The 16,686-nt window shown below is 66.8% G+C and carries 17 protein-coding genes; 6 read left to right on the forward strand and 11 right to left on the reverse strand.

The window, feature by feature from the left end; translation table 11 throughout:
• The first annotated feature begins 147 nt into the window (after positions 1-147).
• The 3 genes from SX243_12595 to SX243_12605 all read left to right on the forward strand — a co-directional run bounded on the left by SX243_12595 (position 148) and on the right by SX243_12605 (position 2,132).
• Positions 148-1,470: an MFS transporter gene (locus SX243_12595; protein ID MDY7093802.1), complete on the forward strand. Its 1,323-nt coding sequence runs from the start codon at positions 148-150 to the stop codon at positions 1,468-1,470.
• Positions 1,471-1,684: 214 nt separating this feature from the next.
• On the forward strand, positions 1,685-1,891 hold the full coding sequence (locus SX243_12600; protein MDY7093803.1) for a type II toxin-antitoxin system HicB family antitoxin: 207 nt from the start codon (positions 1,685-1,687) through the stop codon (positions 1,889-1,891).
• 10 nt (positions 1,892-1,901) lie between these two features.
• Entirely contained in the window at positions 1,902-2,132 is a 231-nt protein-coding gene (locus SX243_12605; GenBank protein MDY7093804.1) for a type II toxin-antitoxin system HicA family toxin, read from the forward strand.
• Between the two features lie 7 nt (positions 2,133-2,139).
• On the opposite strand, the gene SX243_12610 is transcribed toward SX243_12605, so the two are convergent.
• The 5 genes from SX243_12610 to SX243_12630 all read right to left on the reverse strand — a co-directional run bounded on the left by SX243_12610 (position 2,140) and on the right by SX243_12630 (position 8,195).
• Entirely contained in the window at positions 2,140-4,485 is a 2,346-nt protein-coding gene (locus SX243_12610; protein MDY7093805.1) for a von Willebrand factor type A domain-containing protein, read from the reverse strand.
• Positions 4,482-5,039: a sigma-70 family RNA polymerase sigma factor gene (locus tag SX243_12615; protein MDY7093806.1), complete on the reverse strand. Its 558-nt coding sequence runs from the start codon at positions 5,037-5,039 to the stop codon at positions 4,482-4,484. The genes SX243_12610 and SX243_12615 overlap by 4 nt, the downstream gene beginning before the upstream one ends.
• Before the next feature lie 249 nt (positions 5,040-5,288).
• Positions 5,289-6,680 (reverse strand): TRAM domain-containing protein, encoded by a 1,392-nt coding sequence (locus tag SX243_12620; GenBank protein MDY7093807.1) that lies wholly within the window; start codon positions 6,678-6,680, stop codon positions 5,289-5,291.
• Positions 6,677-7,741, reverse strand: a complete 1,065-nt coding sequence (locus tag SX243_12625) for a hypothetical protein (GenBank protein MDY7093808.1) — start codon at positions 7,739-7,741, stop codon at positions 6,677-6,679. The genes SX243_12620 and SX243_12625 overlap by 4 nt, the downstream gene beginning before the upstream one ends.
• A gap of 169 nt (positions 7,742-7,910) precedes the next feature.
• Positions 7,911-8,195: a hypothetical protein gene (locus SX243_12630; protein MDY7093809.1), complete on the reverse strand. Its 285-nt coding sequence runs from the start codon at positions 8,193-8,195 to the stop codon at positions 7,911-7,913.
• Between the two features lie 55 nt (positions 8,196-8,250).
• Here SX243_12630 and SX243_12635 point away from each other — a divergent pair, with 55 nt between their 5' ends.
• Both SX243_12635 and SX243_12640 read left to right on the forward strand, forming a co-directional pair.
• Complete coding sequence (locus tag SX243_12635; protein ID MDY7093810.1) at positions 8,251-9,324, forward strand: VWA domain-containing protein; 1,074 nt, start codon at positions 8,251-8,253, stop codon at positions 9,322-9,324.
• Between the two features lie 176 nt (positions 9,325-9,500).
• Positions 9,501-10,118, forward strand: coding sequence for an OmpA family protein (locus SX243_12640; GenBank protein MDY7093811.1), 618 nt, complete (start codon positions 9,501-9,503; stop codon positions 10,116-10,118).
• A 137-nt stretch (positions 10,119-10,255) separates the two neighbouring features.
• Here SX243_12640 and SX243_12645 read toward each other — a convergent pair whose 3' ends face one another.
• The 5 genes from SX243_12645 to SX243_12665 are packed head-to-tail and all read right to left on the reverse strand — an operon-like array spanning position 10,256 to position 14,553.
• Complete coding sequence (locus tag SX243_12645) at positions 10,256-10,816, reverse strand: TlpA disulfide reductase family protein (protein ID MDY7093812.1); 561 nt, start codon at positions 10,814-10,816, stop codon at positions 10,256-10,258.
• Positions 10,813-11,109: a hypothetical protein gene (locus tag SX243_12650; GenBank protein MDY7093813.1), complete on the reverse strand. Its 297-nt coding sequence runs from the start codon at positions 11,107-11,109 to the stop codon at positions 10,813-10,815. The genes SX243_12645 and SX243_12650 overlap by 4 nt, the downstream gene beginning before the upstream one ends.
• Positions 11,110-11,111: 2 nt before the next feature.
• Complete coding sequence (locus SX243_12655; protein MDY7093814.1) at positions 11,112-12,716, reverse strand: GldG family protein; 1,605 nt, start codon at positions 12,714-12,716, stop codon at positions 11,112-11,114.
• A gap of 38 nt (positions 12,717-12,754) precedes the next feature.
• Positions 12,755-13,498, reverse strand: coding sequence for an ABC transporter permease (locus tag SX243_12660; protein MDY7093815.1), 744 nt, complete (start codon positions 13,496-13,498; stop codon positions 12,755-12,757).
• Complete coding sequence (locus SX243_12665; GenBank protein ID MDY7093816.1) at positions 13,495-14,553, reverse strand: ABC transporter ATP-binding protein; 1,059 nt, start codon at positions 14,551-14,553, stop codon at positions 13,495-13,497. The genes SX243_12660 and SX243_12665 overlap by 4 nt, the downstream gene beginning before the upstream one ends.
• 425 nt (positions 14,554-14,978) lie before the next feature.
• Here SX243_12665 and SX243_12670 point away from each other — a divergent pair, with 425 nt between their 5' ends.
• Complete coding sequence (locus tag SX243_12670) at positions 14,979-15,299, forward strand: hypothetical protein (protein MDY7093817.1); 321 nt, start codon at positions 14,979-14,981, stop codon at positions 15,297-15,299.
• On the opposite strand, the gene SX243_12675 is transcribed toward SX243_12670, so the two are convergent.
• Positions 15,296-16,686: NAD-binding protein (locus SX243_12675; GenBank protein ID MDY7093818.1), on the reverse strand; the 1,391-nt coding region annotated here is incomplete at its 5' end. The genes SX243_12670 and SX243_12675 overlap by 4 nt on opposite strands.

Below are 16,686 nucleotides of genomic sequence, written 5' to 3' on the forward strand. Positions count from 1 at the left end.
CTGCGGGCTCGAGGCGGGTGATCGCTCCAGGGATGGCTATCGATTCCCGAGGCTCACCCCTGGAGCCCCGGAACCGCCTCCCACCCCGTGCTATTCTGCCTCCGCTCTCACACCCTCGATCCGCCCCGCCGACGGAGGCCGGAGCTCATGAAAGCGCTTCGCAAATTCACCCTCCTCACCTCCCTCTACCTCTCCCAGGGACTGCCCTACGGCTTCTTTCGCCAAGCCCTGCCGGTGCTGCTACGGCAACAGGGGGTGTCTCTCGCCCACGTGGGCCTGAGCAATCTACTGGCCCTGCCCTGGGCGCTCAAGTTTCTGTGGGCACCGTTGGTGGACCGCGTCGGCTGGCGGCGCCTCGGGCTGCGACGCAGCTGGATCTTGCCGCTGCAAGGACTGGCCATCCTCACCCTCCTGGCCATGGGCTTCCTCGACGCCGCCACCCAGCTGGAGCTGGTGCTGGCGGGCATTCTGCTGATCAACCTCTTCGCCGCCACCCAGGACATCGCCACCGACGGCCTGGCGGTAGGGCTCCTGAGCCACGCCGAGCGCGGCCTCGGCAACAGCATCCAGGTAGCCGCCTACCGGGTGGGCATGGTGGTCGGCGGCGGCTTTCTCCTCATCCTCATCGACTGGCTCGGCTGGACCAGCCTATTCTGGGTGATGGCGGCCCTGCTCACCGCCGCCTCGGTGCCCATCGTCCTCTATCGCGAACCCTCTTGTGATTCGGGTAGGGCCTCGCAAGCCACCCCCCAAGATCGTCTTTGTGATTCGGGTAGGGCCTCACAGGACGAGGAGGAAGAAGCACCTCAAAGGCCCGGATTCTGGGACTTTCTCGAGATTCTCCGGCGACCCGGCATGGCCTGGTGGCTGCTGCTTCTCCTGCTCTTCAAGGGCGGCGACAACCTCACCACCGGCATGCTCAATCCCTTCCTCGTGGACCTGGGGCTCTCCGCCGGCGACATCGGTTCGCTGGTCGGGCTGGCGGGCTTTGCCGCCGGGCTGGTGGGAGCCCTGGCCGGCGGCTGGTGGGTGGTTCGGCTGGGTCGAGTGCGAGGGCTGGTCACCGCCGGCCTGCTCCAAGCCCTCGGCGCCGCCGGCTACGCCGTCCCCGCCCTCTTCGCAGCATCAGTGCCGGCCCTGGCCAGCCTGCCGGCGCTCTATGGCTTCTGCATTTTGGAGCACTTCACCGGCAGCCTGGTCACCGTCACCCTCTTCACCATGATGATGGACGTCTCCCGAGTGCGCACCGCCGGCAGCGACTACACCCTCCAGGCCAGTGTCGTGGTGGTGGCGCAGCTCGGCGGCCGTTCGTTGAGCGGTTTCAGCGCCGAAGCCTTAGGCTACGCCGGCAATTTCCTCGCCTCCGGTCTGATCAGCGTCCTCGGCGCCCTCGCCGGCTATCTGATCCTGCGCAACACCAGCTTCCGCCAGCGCCTTCTGGCACCGACCGGCGCAAGTTGGGAAGGCTAGGAGCCTGCTGAAAAAGTCAGCCGCAAGCGAGAGTGAGAAATTTTCGAGCAGAATCGAGGCGGAGAACCGCAGGCGATTCGGGAATCGTCGAGGCTCGACAACGAAGATTCGGCCGAAAAGAGCCGCTCGGAGCGTGGCGTGAGGTTTTCAGCAGGCTCCTAGGAGCTAGAATGGGCACTGAGAAGAACTCTTCGACTCCTTTGGAGGATCTGGCATGAAATTCCAAGTGACTCTGGATCGCGATGAGGACGGCGCATGGGTGGTGGAATGCCCCTCGATTCCAGGCTGTGTCAGCCAGGGTCAAAGCCGCGAGGAGGCCTTGGAGAATATCCAGGAAGCGATCAGTCTGTGCTTGGAGGTTCGAGCGGAGCGGGGGCTGCCTCTCACCGTCGAAACCCGCCAAATCGAGGTCTTGGTCTGAGCCCGACGGGATGCCGCCCCTACCAATCCTCAGCGGCCGTCAAGTGCGGAGGGCCTTCGAACGTCTTGGGTGGACCTTCGTACGCCAGCGCGGTAGCCACATGGTCCTGGTCAAAGACGGCGAGTTGGCGACCCTCTCCGTGCCGGATCACAAGGAGGTCGCCCGAGGCACTCTCCGCTCCCTGATCCGGGCCGCCAACCTCACCGTTTCCGATTTTCTTGCAGCTGCAAAGAAGCGCTAGCAGCTCCTCACTCCTCCCCCTGCGCCGCCCGCGCCCGGATCCCTGCCGCTCGGCCGGCGAGGGCGGCGAATTCGGCAGCCTGGGCGTTGCCGGGAAGCTCGGCGGAGACCTGCTGGGCGCGGCGGAAGACCTCGTCCAGGCTGCCCTCCTTGGCCCACCAGCTACCGCGTAGGATCTCGGCGAACTCCGCCACCAGCACGGCCAGGCGCAGTGACGGGGAGGCCTGCTCCCAGGTCGGGGCCAGGTCTTCGAGCCCCACCGGTTGCGCCAACTCCTCGAAGCTTCCGGTCTCGGCGGAGCGATAGCGCAGCCGCAGAGTCGCCAGGTGCGCCCGCCGCGGGGCGTCGTCCGCCACCAGCCGGGGCGTCAGCTTGATCTCGTAGAGCGCGGTGACGCCATGGCCGGCGCCGATCTCGCCGGCGTCGGCGCGGTTGTCGCGGAAGCGATGGTCCGCCAGATCACGGTTCTCGTAGCCCAGCAGGCGGTAGCGCTCCACCGCCTGGGGGTTGAATTCCACCTGCACCCGGGCGTCGGATGCGACGGTCTGGAGAGTTCCCGTGAGCTCTTCCACCAACACCCGATGGGCTTCCTCCAGGCTGTCGATGTAGGCGTAGCGGCCGTTGCCCCGATCCGCCAGCTTCTCCATCAGCACGTCGTTGTAGTTGCCCATGCCAAAGCCCAGAGTGGTGAGCTCGAGGCCCTTGCGGGCTTCCTCCCCCACTCGCTCCAGGATCCGCTCCGCCGCCGTCTCGCCGACGTTGGCGACGCCGTCGGAGCACAGCACCACCCGGTGGATGGCACCGTCCCGGTGATGGCGGCGGAGCATCTCGTAGCCCAGCATCAGCCCGGCCTCGGCGTTAGTGGACCCCTGGGGGACCAAGCTCTCGATGGCGTCCCGAACCCGCCGGCGATCCGCGGTGGGCTCGAGCACCGCCCGGGCCTCGTCCCCGAAGATCACCAAACCGATGCGATCCTTCTCCTCCAGCTGTCCCAGAAGCTTGTCCAGCGAGCGGCGCACCAGGCCCAGGCGGTTCTCCTGATCCATGGAGCCGGAAACGTCCACCACCAGGACCAACACCGCCGGCTTGCGCGCCGCCGCCCGGACCTCCCGAGCCTGCAAGTGAAAGCGCACCAGCCGGTATCGCGCTCCCTGGGCGAAGATCGCCGGCGCTCCCTCCGCCAACAGGGCGAAATCCTCGCGCCGGGGCGGCGCCTCGCCGTAGTCGAAGTAGTTGATCAGCTCCTCCACCCGCACCGCGTCCCGCGGCGGCAGATGACCGTCTCTCAGATAGCGCCGCACCACGGTGTAGGAGGCGGTGTCGACGTCCAGCCCGAAGGTGGAAAGGGCGTCGTCCTCGGTGTCGATGAACGGCGAGGTCCCGGCGGACTCGAAGAAGACGTCGCCGTAGGGCTCGTCGTTGGGCTCGGCGGTGCCCCCGGTGGTACCTCCAGCGGTGCCTCGCGGCTGGGCCGACGAGCCGTTGAACGTGCCGAGCTGGCGCTGCGGCTCTTCGAGCCTGGGCTTGGGAATCGAGCTCGACTCCGCCGGAGGCCGAACCTTGGCGCGCGGCGCTGGGGGCGGCGCGGGCGGCGCGGGCGGCGGCGACGGAGCCTCCCCGCTCTGCGGTCTTGCGGCGACGGATTCCTTGGATCGAGCACTAGCCTGAGCCCGCAGCTCACGGATCCTTTCTCGCATCCGCCGGGCTTTCTCGGTCCGCAAATCCTCCGGAGATTCGGCGGTCGGTTCTGCCTCCGATGGTTCCGGCGCGTCCTGGGGTGCCGGCTGGTCGATGAGCAAGTCGGCATCGGGCAGGTCGGCATCGGACAAGTCGAGCTCCGACTCCGCAGCGGCCGAAGTCCCGGCATCCGGCGCCGCGTCGTCCTCCGACGCTGGCATGGGAATCTTCTTGAGCTCGTCCTCGGCTTGGAGGCTCTCGCGGTCCGCGAAGGAAGCCTCTTCCGCTTCTGCAGGGCTCTCTGCCGCGGTCTGCTGGTCGGACCGCGCCTCGGCGGCGGGAGCCGCGGCTCCGTCGAAGACGCTGGTATCCGGCGAAAGGCCCTGGCGCTGGAGGTGGACGGTGAGCAGGCCGCCGCCCACCATCATCAACAGGACCGCGGCGGCGGCCAGCCAGCGCGGCGACCAGCCGCGGCGTGAGGGGCGGGAAGGACGCTGCGGCAGTGGCGTCCCGTCGGGCTTCGACTCGTCCCCCTCCGGCTTCGCTTCGGTCGGCTCGGCCACTGGCGGCGAGTCGGGGATGTCTTCCAGCAGCCGCTCCAGGAGATCCGCGGGGGGCTCCGCGGCCGGCGGCTCGGCCAGCTTGTGAGCGATCTGCCGCTGATTCCAACGGGTCATGACGCCTCCTCCAGGATCCCGGCCAGCAGACCGAGGGCTTTCTTCAATCGTTTGCGGACGGCGGTGGGGGTGATGCCCTCGTGCTCGGCGATCTCGCGCACCGGACACTCACCCCAGTAGCGGGCGCTGACGGTGAAGCGCAGATCCTCCGGTAGCTCGAGGACCGCCTTGCGCAGCCGCTCACCTTCCAGATCCAGCCCCACCGACTCCTCCGGCCCCGGCGCCGGATCCACCACCGGCACCTCGTCCGGCAGCTCCACCAAGCGGCGAGGACGGCGGACGTGGTTGAGGAAGGTGTTGTAGGCGATGCGGTAGATCCAGGTGGAAAAGCGCGAGCCACCCCGGAAGCGGGGCAGCGCCGCCCAGGCTCGCCGATAGGCCTCCTGGGTGAGATCCGCCGCCAGCTCCTGATCTCCCGAGCACAGCCGGAAGAGAGCGGCGTAGATGGTGCGGTAGCTCGCCTTCACCAGGTCTTCGGCGGCGGCGCGATCACCGGCGCGATAGGCCGCCAACAGGCGATCCTCGTCGGCCACGGGGACGGGTTGAGCGCTCAAGGGACGAGCCCTTCGAGATCTTCGGCGCGCGCTGGCACCGGAGGTGGCGGGATCTGAGCTCTGAGAGTTGCGGCCATCGGTGCTCCAGGTCGTTGAAGGCCTCCGGGTCATTGAAGGCCGAGGGCGGATGCTTCGAGGGTCCATACTCATTGGACACCACGAGGCCGCAAAAACGAACCGCGGAGCGAAGATTTCTTTCCGGGCAGGTCCCGGACAGGCTCCTAGGTTGGAGCCGCCGGGGCCCCGGACTTACCGCAGATGAAGCTGAGCGACGGCCTCGATATGGCCGGTCTGGGGGAAGAGGTCGAGAACCGTCAGGGAGCTCAGGCGATAGTGCCTGGTGAGTGCTCGCAGATCCCGGGCCAGGGCCGCCGGGTGGCAGGAAACGTAGGTCAGGTGCCGCGGGCGCAGGCGCAGCAGGGCCTGACGCACTTCCAGGCTGAGACCGCTGCGGGGCGGATCCATGATCACGCGACCCGGCCGCTGCCCCGTCTCCTCAGCCCCCGTCGCCTCGGCTCCCGTCTCCTCAGCCCCCGTCGCCTTCTGCGCCCCGAGCTCGCGAGCCCAGCGCTCCACCACCTGGGACACCACCTCCACCTGGGGTAGCTTGTTGTGCCGGGCATTGTTGCGCGCGTGACGGGCGGCGACACGGTCCGATTCCACCGCCACCACCCTCCGGTAGCGCTGCGCCAGAGGCAGGCTGAAGAGACCGACGCCGCTGTAGAGATCGTAGGCCAGATCCCCGCCGGGGTCCTCCTCCGCCGGCCCCAAGGTCTCCTCCACCAGGGCCTCCACCAATCCGCGGTGGACCTGGAAGAAGCAACGGGCGTCGTAGTTGTAGGTCAGCTCTCCCACCTGCATTTCCAGCGTGCCGTGGGGCATCCCCTCGATCACCGGCGCCACCGCCAGAGCACCGTCCCCACCGGCGGCCAGATCCAGGCGCCGGGGCGGCTTCTCCGGCAGTCGCGAGGCGAGGGTGAGGAGCTGACCTTCGAGCTCCGGCACCAAGATGGGACATTGACTCACCGGCACCAGGCGGTTGCTGCCGCGGGCGTGGTACCCCACCTGAACCTCCCCGTCCACCACCTCGGTGTGGAGCTGGGTGCGCAGACGGTAGCCCCAGGGCTGGGCCGCCCGCACGCGGATCTTGGGCACCTCCTCCAGCCGCCCGACCCGGCGGAGCGTTTCGAGCAGAGCCTGCGCCTTGAGACGAGTCTGGAGGGCGTCCTCCAGGTGCTGTAGATCGCAACCGCCGCAGTCGGCAAAGTAGGGGCAGGGAGCCTCTCGGCGGCCGGCGCCGGGCTCCAGGATCTCGACGATCTCCGCCCGGCCGTAGCCCGACTTGCGCTCCACCAGCCGCACCCGCAGACGATCCCCCGGGGCCGAGCGGGCCACGAAAACGGGAATGCCCTCGTAGCGCCCCAGCCCCAGGCCGCCGTCCACCAACTGGTCGATGGTGAGCTCCAGCTCGTCGAGATCGGCCAACCGGTCGCCGGCGGAGCGGCGCTCGGTGGACGCGGACGGGCCAGACGGGGTCCCCTCAGATGAGGTCTCTGCAGACGGGGACGGGCCGGCAGCGGCGGCGGAGCTCGACTCCTCCACCACCGGTTCTCCCTCGCCGCCCTGGCCGGCCTCGCTCAAATCTCTCGGTACAGCCAATGCCGCACCGCGTTGAGACGCTCGCGGACGCTGTCCTGATCCGGCTCGATGAGCCAGAGTGCCGCGGCGATGGAGGAGAGCAGCGAATTGCCGTCCTGGGGCGTGAAGCAGAAGCCGTAGATCTGCCGCTTGCGCCGCACCATCAAGGACGGCAGCACCGCCACGGTCTGGGACAGGATGCGGCCGTAATAGCCATGGTCGCGGCCGAAGCTGAAGATCAGGTTCGCCTGCTGCTTGTCCGTCACCGCCACCCGGTGGTTGGACTTGAGCCGCTGGATCACCTCGTCCACCGAGGTGTCCCGATTGACCATGAGGTTGAACCAGATGGAGTGCATGTACTGGGTGTTGAGCTTGACCGCGCTGGAGAAAAGATCCAGATCCTCTCCCAGGGTGCTGAACAGCGAATGAGCATCCCGAGCATGGTGGGTGCCGAAGTCCGGGTCGTCGTGCTTGCCCACCTGCGGCGCCGGCACGAAGCTGCCCACCTGGGTGATGTCGTTGGCCCGGCGCATGCAGACGAAGCTGCCGGTCTCCAGGCTGTACTCGCCGTTGTCCTCGAGGCAGAGGGTGCGGATCAGTGTCGTGATGTTGTGGGTGTTGCAGGACACCACCTGGATGAAGCGGTCCTGCTCCGGCACCAGCGCCTCGTCGTTGACTCCGCGGGCGTAGGGCTTGCCAAAACCGAACTCACTCCCCTGGGCCAGGAATCCTTTGGGGCCGTTGAGATTCTGGTAGATCTCTTCTTTGTTCCGGTTGCCCGCAGGGGTGCAGTCGATGACCACCGTCGCCCGCTCCAGCGCTTCCTGGGCCTCGAAGCTCACCTCGTGGCCGAGCTTCTCGAAGGCTTCCTTGCGATCCTCATCCACCGCCAGCCGAGCACCGCGCTGCATCAAGTGGTTGATCTTGGCGCGATCAGAGGCCAGGGGCGTCCTCTTGTGGAAGGTCACCTCGTCAATGCCCATCTTGTGACCGAAGTCGGTGAACAGACCGATGAGCGGCTCTCCGATGGTTCCGGTGCCGACGACATGAACGATATTCTTCATCTTCTCCTCCGTAGGGGCAGCCAGTGGACCGCCGCTGGCATGCTCCCTGCAGGTAAGCTCCTACAGATTCGGTTCGTGGCGGGGATGTCCGAGCACCGGATCCACCGGTGGCGGGCTCTCAAGGCTAGCATAGAAACCCCGCCACGGCTCGTCGTTGTGGCACTGCTCGTCACTCCTCGGAGTGGCGGCTATGCTTCTTTCCACCGCGCCACGTGGGATCGCGGCGGGCGAAGACATCGAGATGGGCCGGCACCTCCAACAGGGTGCGGGTCACCTCCGGGTCGCAGATATCGTTCTCGCACTCGTAGGTGTAGACATTCCAATCATCACGGCGCTGATAAGCGCAGAGAGTTTGATACGTGTTGCACTGGCCACATTTGATCGAAAGATTACGGATGTTGATGGAGTCTTCTGGCGGAATCGCCTCGAGCTCTGCATCCGGCGCTTCGGACATCGCGGGCTCCTTTCCTGCTCACCGAGCGTCCAAAATCCGAGTGTTTCATCCCCCGATGGCCGAGGCAAACTCGCCGGGAGCGGCCGGCGGTCGATCCCTACCGAGCCTTCTCTCGGCCTGGTGCGCCGCCGCCGCGTTGCTGACGGCCACGGCCATTGCTCCGCCGGTCTTGGCCCAAGACCGCAACGCCCCCGCGGAGGACGCCTCGGCCCAATCCGGCGCCCAATCCAGTGACCAGTCCTTCGACACCCAGTCCTCCGGAACCCAGTCCTTCGGCACCCAGGTGGACGTGCGCTGGGTGCTGGTACCGGCGCTGGTCAAGAGCCGCAAGGGCTACGTGCAAGGCTTGGAGCAGGAGGACTTTCGCCTCTTCGTCGACGATCGTCCCGTGCCCATCGCGAGCTTCGAGACCGGCACCGAAGCTCCCATCAGCGTCATCTACATGCAGGATCTCTCCGGCAGCGTCGCCAACGGCGACAAATTGGAGATCAGCCGCCAGCTGCTCAACTGCTTTCTCGACCGCTCCCGGCCCTACGACGACTACACCATCGCCACCTTCGGCAACGAGCGCATCCAGGTCGAGATCCCCGCCACCTCCGATTTCTTCAAGCTGCGCCGCTCGATGTGGAAATGGCAGCCCCGGGGCACCACCGCGCTCCACGACGCCGTCGCCTGGCTGCCGGACCTCGGTACCCGCAGCGAGAACGCCAAGCGGGTGGCCATCCTGGTCACCGACGGCGCCGACAACGCCAGCACCCTCACCGGCGAGGAAGCCCGCTCCCTGGTGCGCCAGGCGGAGCTACCGGTGTACGTGCTGGGCTTGCGGGCGGGTACCGCTCCCGGGGCCACCACCGAGCACTTGGAGCGCCAGAGCTTCCTCCACGTGCTGCGGCTCCTGGCTTTCCAGACCGGTGGCCGCTACGCTTCTCTGAGCCCCGTGGACGACGTCCGGGAGATCTGCGAATCGATTCTGCAAGACTTGCGCTACCAATACGTTCTGGGATTTCCCGCCGGCGCTGGAGACAGCTATCGACAGATCCGAGTCGAGGTCGACGGACGCAATCGCCAGGTCACCGCGCGGCGCGGCTATACCGGCGGAGTGCCTACTCCAGCGGGCTCGCAGCCCTGAGCCCACCCCGAGAACCGCACGCCGAAGACCATCAACAAGTGCTAAATGCTTACCCCTAAAGGAAATCCGCGGACTGCGCCGGGCCAAGGCTCTGCTATGATCCGCTTTCATGAATGCTTTCGCCAGGAAGCCCCCGCTTTCCTGAATCGCGAAATAACCCCCATGAGGAGGATAAAATGAAATTCGATAGCAAATGGACCGCGTTGGTGCTGGTGGCCGTTCTGGCGACCACCGGCTGTGCCACCAAGAAGTATGTCGGCGAGCAGGTCAGCGCCAGCGAGCAGCAGACCAGCCAGCGCATCGAGCAGGTCGAGGGTCAGGTCGAATCCAACCAGACCCGCCTCGACGAGCAGGAAGGCAACATCGAAGAGGCTTCCAAGACCGCCCAGGAAGCCCTGGATCGCGCCATCGCCGCCGGCAAGCTTGCCGAGGGCAAATTCCTCTACGAGGCCTCCTTCACCGAGGACCAGGTGCGCTTTGCCAGCGACAAGGCGGAGCTCGACGACTCCAGCCGCGCTGCCCTCGACGCCTTCGCCGAGAAGGTCAAGGGCGAGAACCAGAATGTCTACCTGGAGATCCAGGGCCACACCGACGCCACCGGTGGTGACGATCACAACTACGAGCTGGGCCTCGAGCGGGCCGAGACGGTGCGCCGCTACCTGAACATGGAGCAGGGCTTCCCGCTGCACCGCATGTCCGTGATCTCCTACGGCGAGAGCGCTCCGGTGGGCGACAACAAGACCAAGGAAGGTCGCGCCAACAACCGCCGCGTGGTGGTGGTCGTTCTCCAGTAACGACAGCGCATGACCGCGGGCCCGATCCTGGATCGGGCGCACGCGCAAGAAGGGCGTTCCCCCCGCGTGGAGGAACGCCCTTTTTGTATCCAGCAGCGGGATGCCCGCCTTCGCGGGCATGACGGCCCAGTAGAGCCTCAGGTCTCCTCCGCCGAAGCCTTCGCCGAGTCCTCCGGCGAGGCCTCCGGCAGATGCTCCTCGATGAGGTCCCGCAGGGTGTTCTCGGACGTGATGCCGGGGTGGTGGTAGACCATCTCGCCGCTACCGTCCACCAGTACCAGGGTGGGCAAGGCCAGGACGTCGAATCCCAGGCTCACCTCGCCGGTCTCGTCCAGGAGCACCGGATAGGGATAGCCCTTGGACTCCACGAAGGAGCGCACCTGATCCGGCGGCTCCTCGACGTCGATGGAGAGGATCTCGAAACCGCGATCCTTGTAGTCGGGGTAGATGTCCAGGAGGATCTCCGCCTGGGCGTGGCAGGGCGCGCACCAGGTAGCCCAGAAGTCCAGCAGCACCAGCTGGCCCTGATAATCCGCCAGCCCGACCTGGCTGCCGTCCACCGCTTCCAGGCGAAAAGCCGGTGCCTCGCCCCCGGCGGGAGATACCGGCGTGCAGGAAATCACCGCCAGCAATACGATGAGGAGTGTCGAGGGAAAGAGTCGAGTCGAAGCGCCACCGGGACGAGATAGATCCTTCATGGCGCCAAGGATACAGCAACCGGCTCGAGGACTGCCTCGAGACTGCGGCGCAAATTCTCCACCGCCGCCCCGTCAGCGGTCTCCACCGTCAATCGCGCCCGCGGCTCGGCGAGCCCCAGCTCTGCCGGGTCGAAGTCCTCCAGCGTGCGCCGCTTGCGCAGATCGGTCAGCAGGTCGACGAGTCCATGGACCGCTTCGGCGTCGGCGGAGGGTAGATCGCGTTCGTAGAAATAGATGAAGGCGCCGAGGGCAGCGACCACGAAGGACAGCCAGAAGAGGGTTTTGGGCTGCACGCTCACCTCCTCCGTCGCCAGCGCACCCAGAGTCCCGCCGCCACCGCCAGCCCCGGGAGCAAGAGGAGAACCAAGAGGTGCAGATTGCGCACCTGGCTGCCGGTGAGGCTGAGGCGCACGTGCTCCGGCTCCTTGGCCGGGATGCCCAGCAGTGCCTGCCGTTCCACCAGCCAGTTGAAGAGATTCGAAGCCAGGGTGGCGTTGGCCAGACTCCCCAGCAGGCGGTTGCTGGCGAAGGTGGAATTGCCCACCACCACCAGCCGCCAAGAGCGAGCCTCTTGCGCCTCCGGCCCCAGCTCCTCTGCGTCGGCCTCTTCAGCATCGGCCTCAGCATTGGTGTTTCGGGGTTCTCCAGCCGTCCCCTCCACCGCCACCGCCAGCGACACCGGCCCCGCCGTGTCGTCCTCGTCCCGCTGCCAATCCGGCAACGCCGTCAGATCGGTCTCGCCATAGCCCTCCAGGGAGGTGCGCACCAGGGAAGTGACGTTGCCCTGCATGTCTCGTGTCGCCCCGCCGGCGCTGCTGCCCCCGGGGGTGACAGAGCGGGCCAGGGAGAAGAGCACCGGCAGCCGGGTGGGGCGTAGGGCGCTGGTTACCGGATGCTCGCCGTAGGAATCGGCGCTGAAGGTCTCGAGACCGGAGAAGAGCACCGTTCGTTCGGGATCGATGACCAGGTCGTTGCCCAGCTCGACGCCGTAGCTCGCCAGCCAGGAGGCCATCCCCAGGCCGGGATTTTGGGCTCCGGAGGAAGACGCCGCCGTGTCCCCGGTGGCGCCCTGGTCCTCGGCCACCGCGGTGCCGCTGAGGTTGGGATCCACCAACACCAGAACCCGGCCACCGCCGGCGAGATAGCGATCCAGACTCTCCAGCTCTGACGGCAGAAAGGCCACCCGCGGTCCCGCCACCAGCACCAGGTCGGCGCCCTCCGGCACCTCCGGCTCGGTGAGAGAAGCCCAGGGCACCAGCTCGAAATTGTCGCTCCCCAGCAGCCGCCGCAAATCGCTGAGGCCGTCCAGCGAGGCATCGTCGAGACTGCGCTCGCCGTGGCCGATAGTGTAGACCAGCCGTGGCTTGCGCGCCTCCGTCAATTCCAGGACGGCGCGGGTGAAGGCCTGCTCGCCGCGGAAGCTCTGCAGCTTCGGCGGCAGCCCCTGCTGCATGCCGGAGTAATCCCATTGCGCCAGCTCGGCGGAATCGAGCACCCGGCGATCCTCCCCGGAGGAGACCACCACCACGTCCTGACGCTCGATCTGGTACTCGTCCACCAGGCGCTGCGCCTCCGCGAGGTTGCGCAGGGGATCCACCTCCCGCACCGAGACCTCCGGAGACGCCGCCGCGTAACGCTGCAGAAGCTCCCGCACCGGTTCGTAGACCGGATCCTCCGGGGCCAGGAAAATGACGAAGTCCACCGGCTGGCTGAGCTCTTCGAGCACGTTGCGGCTCTTCTCCGACAGCGTGTAGAGCCCGCTGCCGGTCCAGTCTCCGCGGGCGTAGTGGCGCGCCCCCAGGTAGTTGATCATCCCCAAGAGGACGGCCCCGAGGACGATGGCCACCCCCAGGGTCGAGCCCTCGATCCAGCGCCGCCTGGAGTGGAATGAGCGGGTCATGGCCTCACCTTCTCCTACCTATTGGCACCGATTGGCACCTATTTGCACTTGTTGACCGCCAGGGCGCGGCTGCTCAAGATAAGACAGAAGACGGTGGCGGATCCGTAGTACACCAACCGCCGGGTGTCGACGATGCCGCTGCCCCACTCCACCATGTGTTCCCAAAGATTGAGGTAGCCCACCACCGCCTTGAGGTCCGGATCCACCACCAGGAAGTCGAGGAAGGTCACCGCCCAGAGCAAGAAGATGCCGGTGAAGCCGAAGAGAGCGGCGACGATCTGGCTGCGGCTGAGGGCCGAAGCCAGAGTCCCGACGGAGAGGAAGAGGGCCCCGACGCCGAGGATTCCCACGTAACCCGAGGCCACCGGCCCCCAATCCACCTCGTGGTAGTGGGCCAGGATGCCGGCGTAGAGCACCGTCGGCAGCCAGAGGGCGGCGTAGAAGAGCCATGCCGCCAAGAACTTGCCCACCACCACCTGGGTTTCGGTCACCGGCGCGGTCATCAGTACCTCGATGGTCCCGGAGCGCCGCTCACCGCTGAGCAGACCCATGGTGAGAACCGGACAGACCACCAGCAGGATCAGCCAGAAAAAGAGCGTCTGACCGAAGAAGAGAGCCAGGGGCGAGCCCACGGCGGTGCCTTCCGGGCGGTTGAGGAAATCGATGATCAGAGTGAAGACCACGCCGTTGATCAGCAGGAAGAAGGTCATCACCACATAGGCCAGGGGCGAGACGAAATATGCCCTCAGCTCCCGGAGCACGATGGCCATCCAGGCGCTCATGACGGATCCTCCTCTTCGGCGGCGCTGTCCTCTTCAGGCCCCGCGGTAGCCTCTGCGCGGGTAGTCTCGTCGCGGATGGCCGTGTCATGGGTCGTGAGGCGCACGAAGACATCTTCCAGCGACGCCCGCTGCTCGCTGAGCTCCAGCAGCACCCAACCCCGAGCCACCGCCAGCTCGAAGATCTGGCGCCGCGGATCCGCCCCTCCATCGGTGGCACCGTCCTCCGGCCGACAGTGGATCCGCCAGCGTCCGGTGGGCTTCTGCCGGGGCTCACCGGAAGCTCTCTCCTCGTCCAGCGGCTCCGCCGCCGCCACTCCCTCCAGCGCTGCCAGCGCCTCGCCGGCCTCCGGCGGCGCGCCATCCAGGGTGACCCGCAACTCCCGGGCGCCCATCCAACGGCGGCGCAGCCGCGCCGGCGTGCCCTGATCCACCACCCGGCCGCCGTCGAGGATCAGCAAACGATCACAGAGCAGCTCCACCTCCGGCAGGATGTGGGTAGAGAGCAGCAGGGTGTGCCGCCGTCCCAACTCCCGGATGAGCTCGCGGATGGCGATGATCTGCCGCGGATCGAGCCCCACCGTCGGCTCGTCCAACACCAGCACCCGGGGCTGGTGGAGGATGGCGGTGGCCAACCCCACCCGCTGGCGGTAGCCCTTGCTCAAGGTGCCGATGATCTGCCGCGCCACGTCTTCCAACAAACAGCGCTCCAGCACCTCGCCGATGGCGCGCCGGGCGCTCCCGCCGGTGAGCCCCTGGAGCCGCGCCCGGTAGGCGAGATACTCCCGTACCCGCATCTCCGGGTAGAGGGCCACATTCTCCGGCAGATAGCCGATATCCCCTCGGGGCTCGGCGCCGTCGAAGAGATCCCGTCCGGCAACCCGCACGCTGCCCTCGGTGGGCGGCAGAAAACCGGTGATCATACGGATGGTGGTGGTCTTGCCGGCGCCGTTGGGGCCGAGAATGCCCAAAATCTCGCCCTCCTCCACAGCGAAGGAGACGCGATCCACGGCGGTGAAATCGCCGTAGCGCCGGGATAGGTTGTGGGCTTCGATCATGGTCGCTTCATCCCCCTATCGAAACGAGTCTGACGAAACGGGCCTGGCGAGACGCGCCTGGCGAAGTGAAAATAGCAAAAAACATACCGGTCGAAGCGCCCTTTCGAGGGCGCGACCCAAGGACCCGGGAACGGCCCGTTCGACTCGACACCGGGCCTGGAAAGGCATAACTTGGAGCTAGTCCTGGAGCTTCCATCGTGCCAGGTTGGCAGATGGTGAGCGCTGCCACTAGCAGCCCGTGGCAAAAGTCAGACGCCAGCGAGAGCGAGCAATTTTTCGCCGAATCAAGGCCGGAAAACCGCAGGCGATGCGGGTATCGGCGAGGTTTTCGAACGAAGATTCGGCGGAAAAGGACCGCTCGCAGCGCGGCTCGACTTTTACCACGGGCTGCTAGGCTCGGGAGACGAAATAGGAGATCCATTGCCATGAGTGATACCACCCCCAACGACCCAGAGAACAGCAGTATGAAATCCGCCTACGAGCTCGCCCTCGAGAAAATGGAGGGCCGGGGCATCGAACGCCCGCGCCAGGACTCCCTCAGTGAGGAGACCCGCAACGCCATGGCGGAAGTCCGCAGCAAGGCCGAAGCCCGGCTGGCGGAGCTGGAGATCATGCACCGGCAGAGCCGGGGCAAGGCGCAGAGCTCCACGGAGCTGGAAGAGCTGGAACGGGATTATCGGGCGGAGCGCCAGCGCATCGAAGAGGGCCGGGAGCGCAAGCTGGAGGAGCTGCGCCAGGGCTCCTAAGAGCCTCTCTTTTTCGATCCCCCGAAGTGATCCCGGAAGCTGCGTACCGCCTCGGTGCTGCCGCAGAGATAGATCGTGTCCTCCGCCTCGAAGCGGAAGTCCGGATCCACCCGCATCACCACCTCGCCGCGGCGCTCTACCGCCACCACCGAGCAGCCGGTGCGCTGGCGCAGGCTGAGATCCGAGGGATGGCGACCGTCCAACCCCTCGGCGGAGATCTTCACCACCTTGAGCTGGGGATTGACCTGCACCGCCTCCTCCCCCAGCAGGCGCCGCGCCAGCACCTGCCCGGAAACTTGGCTGATGGAGAGGACGAACTCGGCGCCGGCGGCGTGAATGCGGCTGACGTAGGCTCCGTGGTTGACCCGGGCGATGATCGGCAGCTCTGGAGCCATCTCCTTGAGAATGACCGTGGCGAAGAGGGTGATGGAGTCCGAGTCCAGAGCCAGGATTGCCGCCTTGGCGTCGGCCACACCAGCGGCTTCCAGCACGTCGCTATCGAGAACGTCCCCCACCACGTCGACGCCCTCGCCTTCCTTGCGGTCGATCACCAGCACTTCCTCCCCGGCGTCCCGCAGCAGCTGCGCCACTTTGCGCCCTACCTCACCGTAGCCTCCCACCAAGAAGGTGCCCTCGCGGTTCAGCGTCACTGTGCCGGAGGCCAGGTCCACCAGCTGCTCGATGCTCTCCTCCGACCCCACCACCACCAGGATCCCTCGCGGCACCAGCACCATGTCCTGGGTCGCCGGCGCCTGCAGCTCCCCCTCCACCCACTGGCCGATGACCGTAGCCCCGGTCTCGGCTCCCAGACTCGCCTCCGCCAGGGTCTTGCCCACCAGCTCACTATGGGCCTGGAGCCGCACTTCCTGCACCTGCAGGATCGGCGAAATGTGCTCGAAGCCCGAGAGTCGCGGGCTGATCCGGCGGCTGGCCCGGGCTGCCAACGCCGCCCCTAAGATGTGTCGCGGCGTATACACCGCCGTGGCTCCTGCCAGATTGAGAGGCCGCCGGTGCAGGGGCTCCTCCACCATCACCAGGATCTCGCCCTCGAAGCCCAACTGGCGGGCGGCGACGGTGATGGCGGCGTTGCCGGCGTCCGTATCGTTGGCGATCAACGCCCGCGCCCGCAGCAGATTGGAAGCTTCCAAAGCGCCGTCCTCCAGGCGGCGATGGATCAGCCGGTATCCCGACTCCGCCAGCTGCCGGGCCTGCGCCTCGTCCTCCTCCACCACCAGCGTCTCCACTCCGGCCCGGCCCAGCTCCTCGATCAGGCTCTCCACCGCCGCCCCGAAGCCGAAGATCACCACGTGATCCTCCGCCTTGGAGGCTTCCCGCGGTAGGCGCACCTGGAAACGCTCCTCGAGAAACGGAATGAGATAGATCGGGA

This window comes from Acidobacteriota bacterium, from assembly GCA_034211275.1.
Taxonomy (GTDB): Bacteria; Acidobacteriota; Thermoanaerobaculia; order Multivoradales; family JAHZIX01; genus JAGQSE01.

What these genes read in the sequence shown, in the direction of transcription:
- SX243_12595 (MDY7093802.1), top strand. Translation starts at nt 148, where the DNA reads ATGAAAGCGCTTCGCAAATTCACCCTCCTCACCTCCCTCTACCTCTCC.
- SX243_12600 (MDY7093803.1), top strand. Translation starts at nt 1,685, where the DNA reads ATGAAATTCCAAGTGACTCTGGATCGCGATGAGGACGGCGCATGGGTG.
- SX243_12605 (MDY7093804.1), top strand. Translation starts at nt 1,902, where the DNA reads ATGCCGCCCCTACCAATCCTCAGCGGCCGTCAAGTGCGGAGGGCCTTC.
- SX243_12610 (MDY7093805.1), bottom strand. Translation starts at nt 4,485, where the DNA reads ATGACCCGTTGGAATCAGCGGCAGATCGCTCACAAGCTGGCCGAGCCG.
- SX243_12625 (MDY7093808.1), bottom strand. Translation starts at nt 7,741, where the DNA reads ATGAAGAATATCGTTCATGTCGTCGGCACCGGAACCATCGGAGAGCCG.
- SX243_12630 (MDY7093809.1), bottom strand. Translation starts at nt 8,195, where the DNA reads ATGTCCGAAGCGCCGGATGCAGAGCTCGAGGCGATTCCGCCAGAAGAC.
- SX243_12635 (MDY7093810.1), top strand. Translation starts at nt 8,251, where the DNA reads ATGGCCGAGGCAAACTCGCCGGGAGCGGCCGGCGGTCGATCCCTACCG.
- SX243_12640 (MDY7093811.1), top strand. Translation starts at nt 9,501, where the DNA reads ATGAAATTCGATAGCAAATGGACCGCGTTGGTGCTGGTGGCCGTTCTG.
- SX243_12645 (MDY7093812.1), bottom strand. Translation starts at nt 10,816, where the DNA reads ATGAAGGATCTATCTCGTCCCGGTGGCGCTTCGACTCGACTCTTTCCC.
- SX243_12655 (MDY7093814.1), bottom strand. Translation starts at nt 12,716, where the DNA reads ATGACCCGCTCATTCCACTCCAGGCGGCGCTGGATCGAGGGCTCGACC.
- SX243_12660 (MDY7093815.1), bottom strand. Translation starts at nt 13,498, where the DNA reads ATGAGCGCCTGGATGGCCATCGTGCTCCGGGAGCTGAGGGCATATTTC.
- SX243_12665 (MDY7093816.1), bottom strand. Translation starts at nt 14,553, where the DNA reads ATGATCGAAGCCCACAACCTATCCCGGCGCTACGGCGATTTCACCGCC.
- SX243_12670 (MDY7093817.1), top strand. Translation starts at nt 14,979, where the DNA reads ATGAGTGATACCACCCCCAACGACCCAGAGAACAGCAGTATGAAATCC.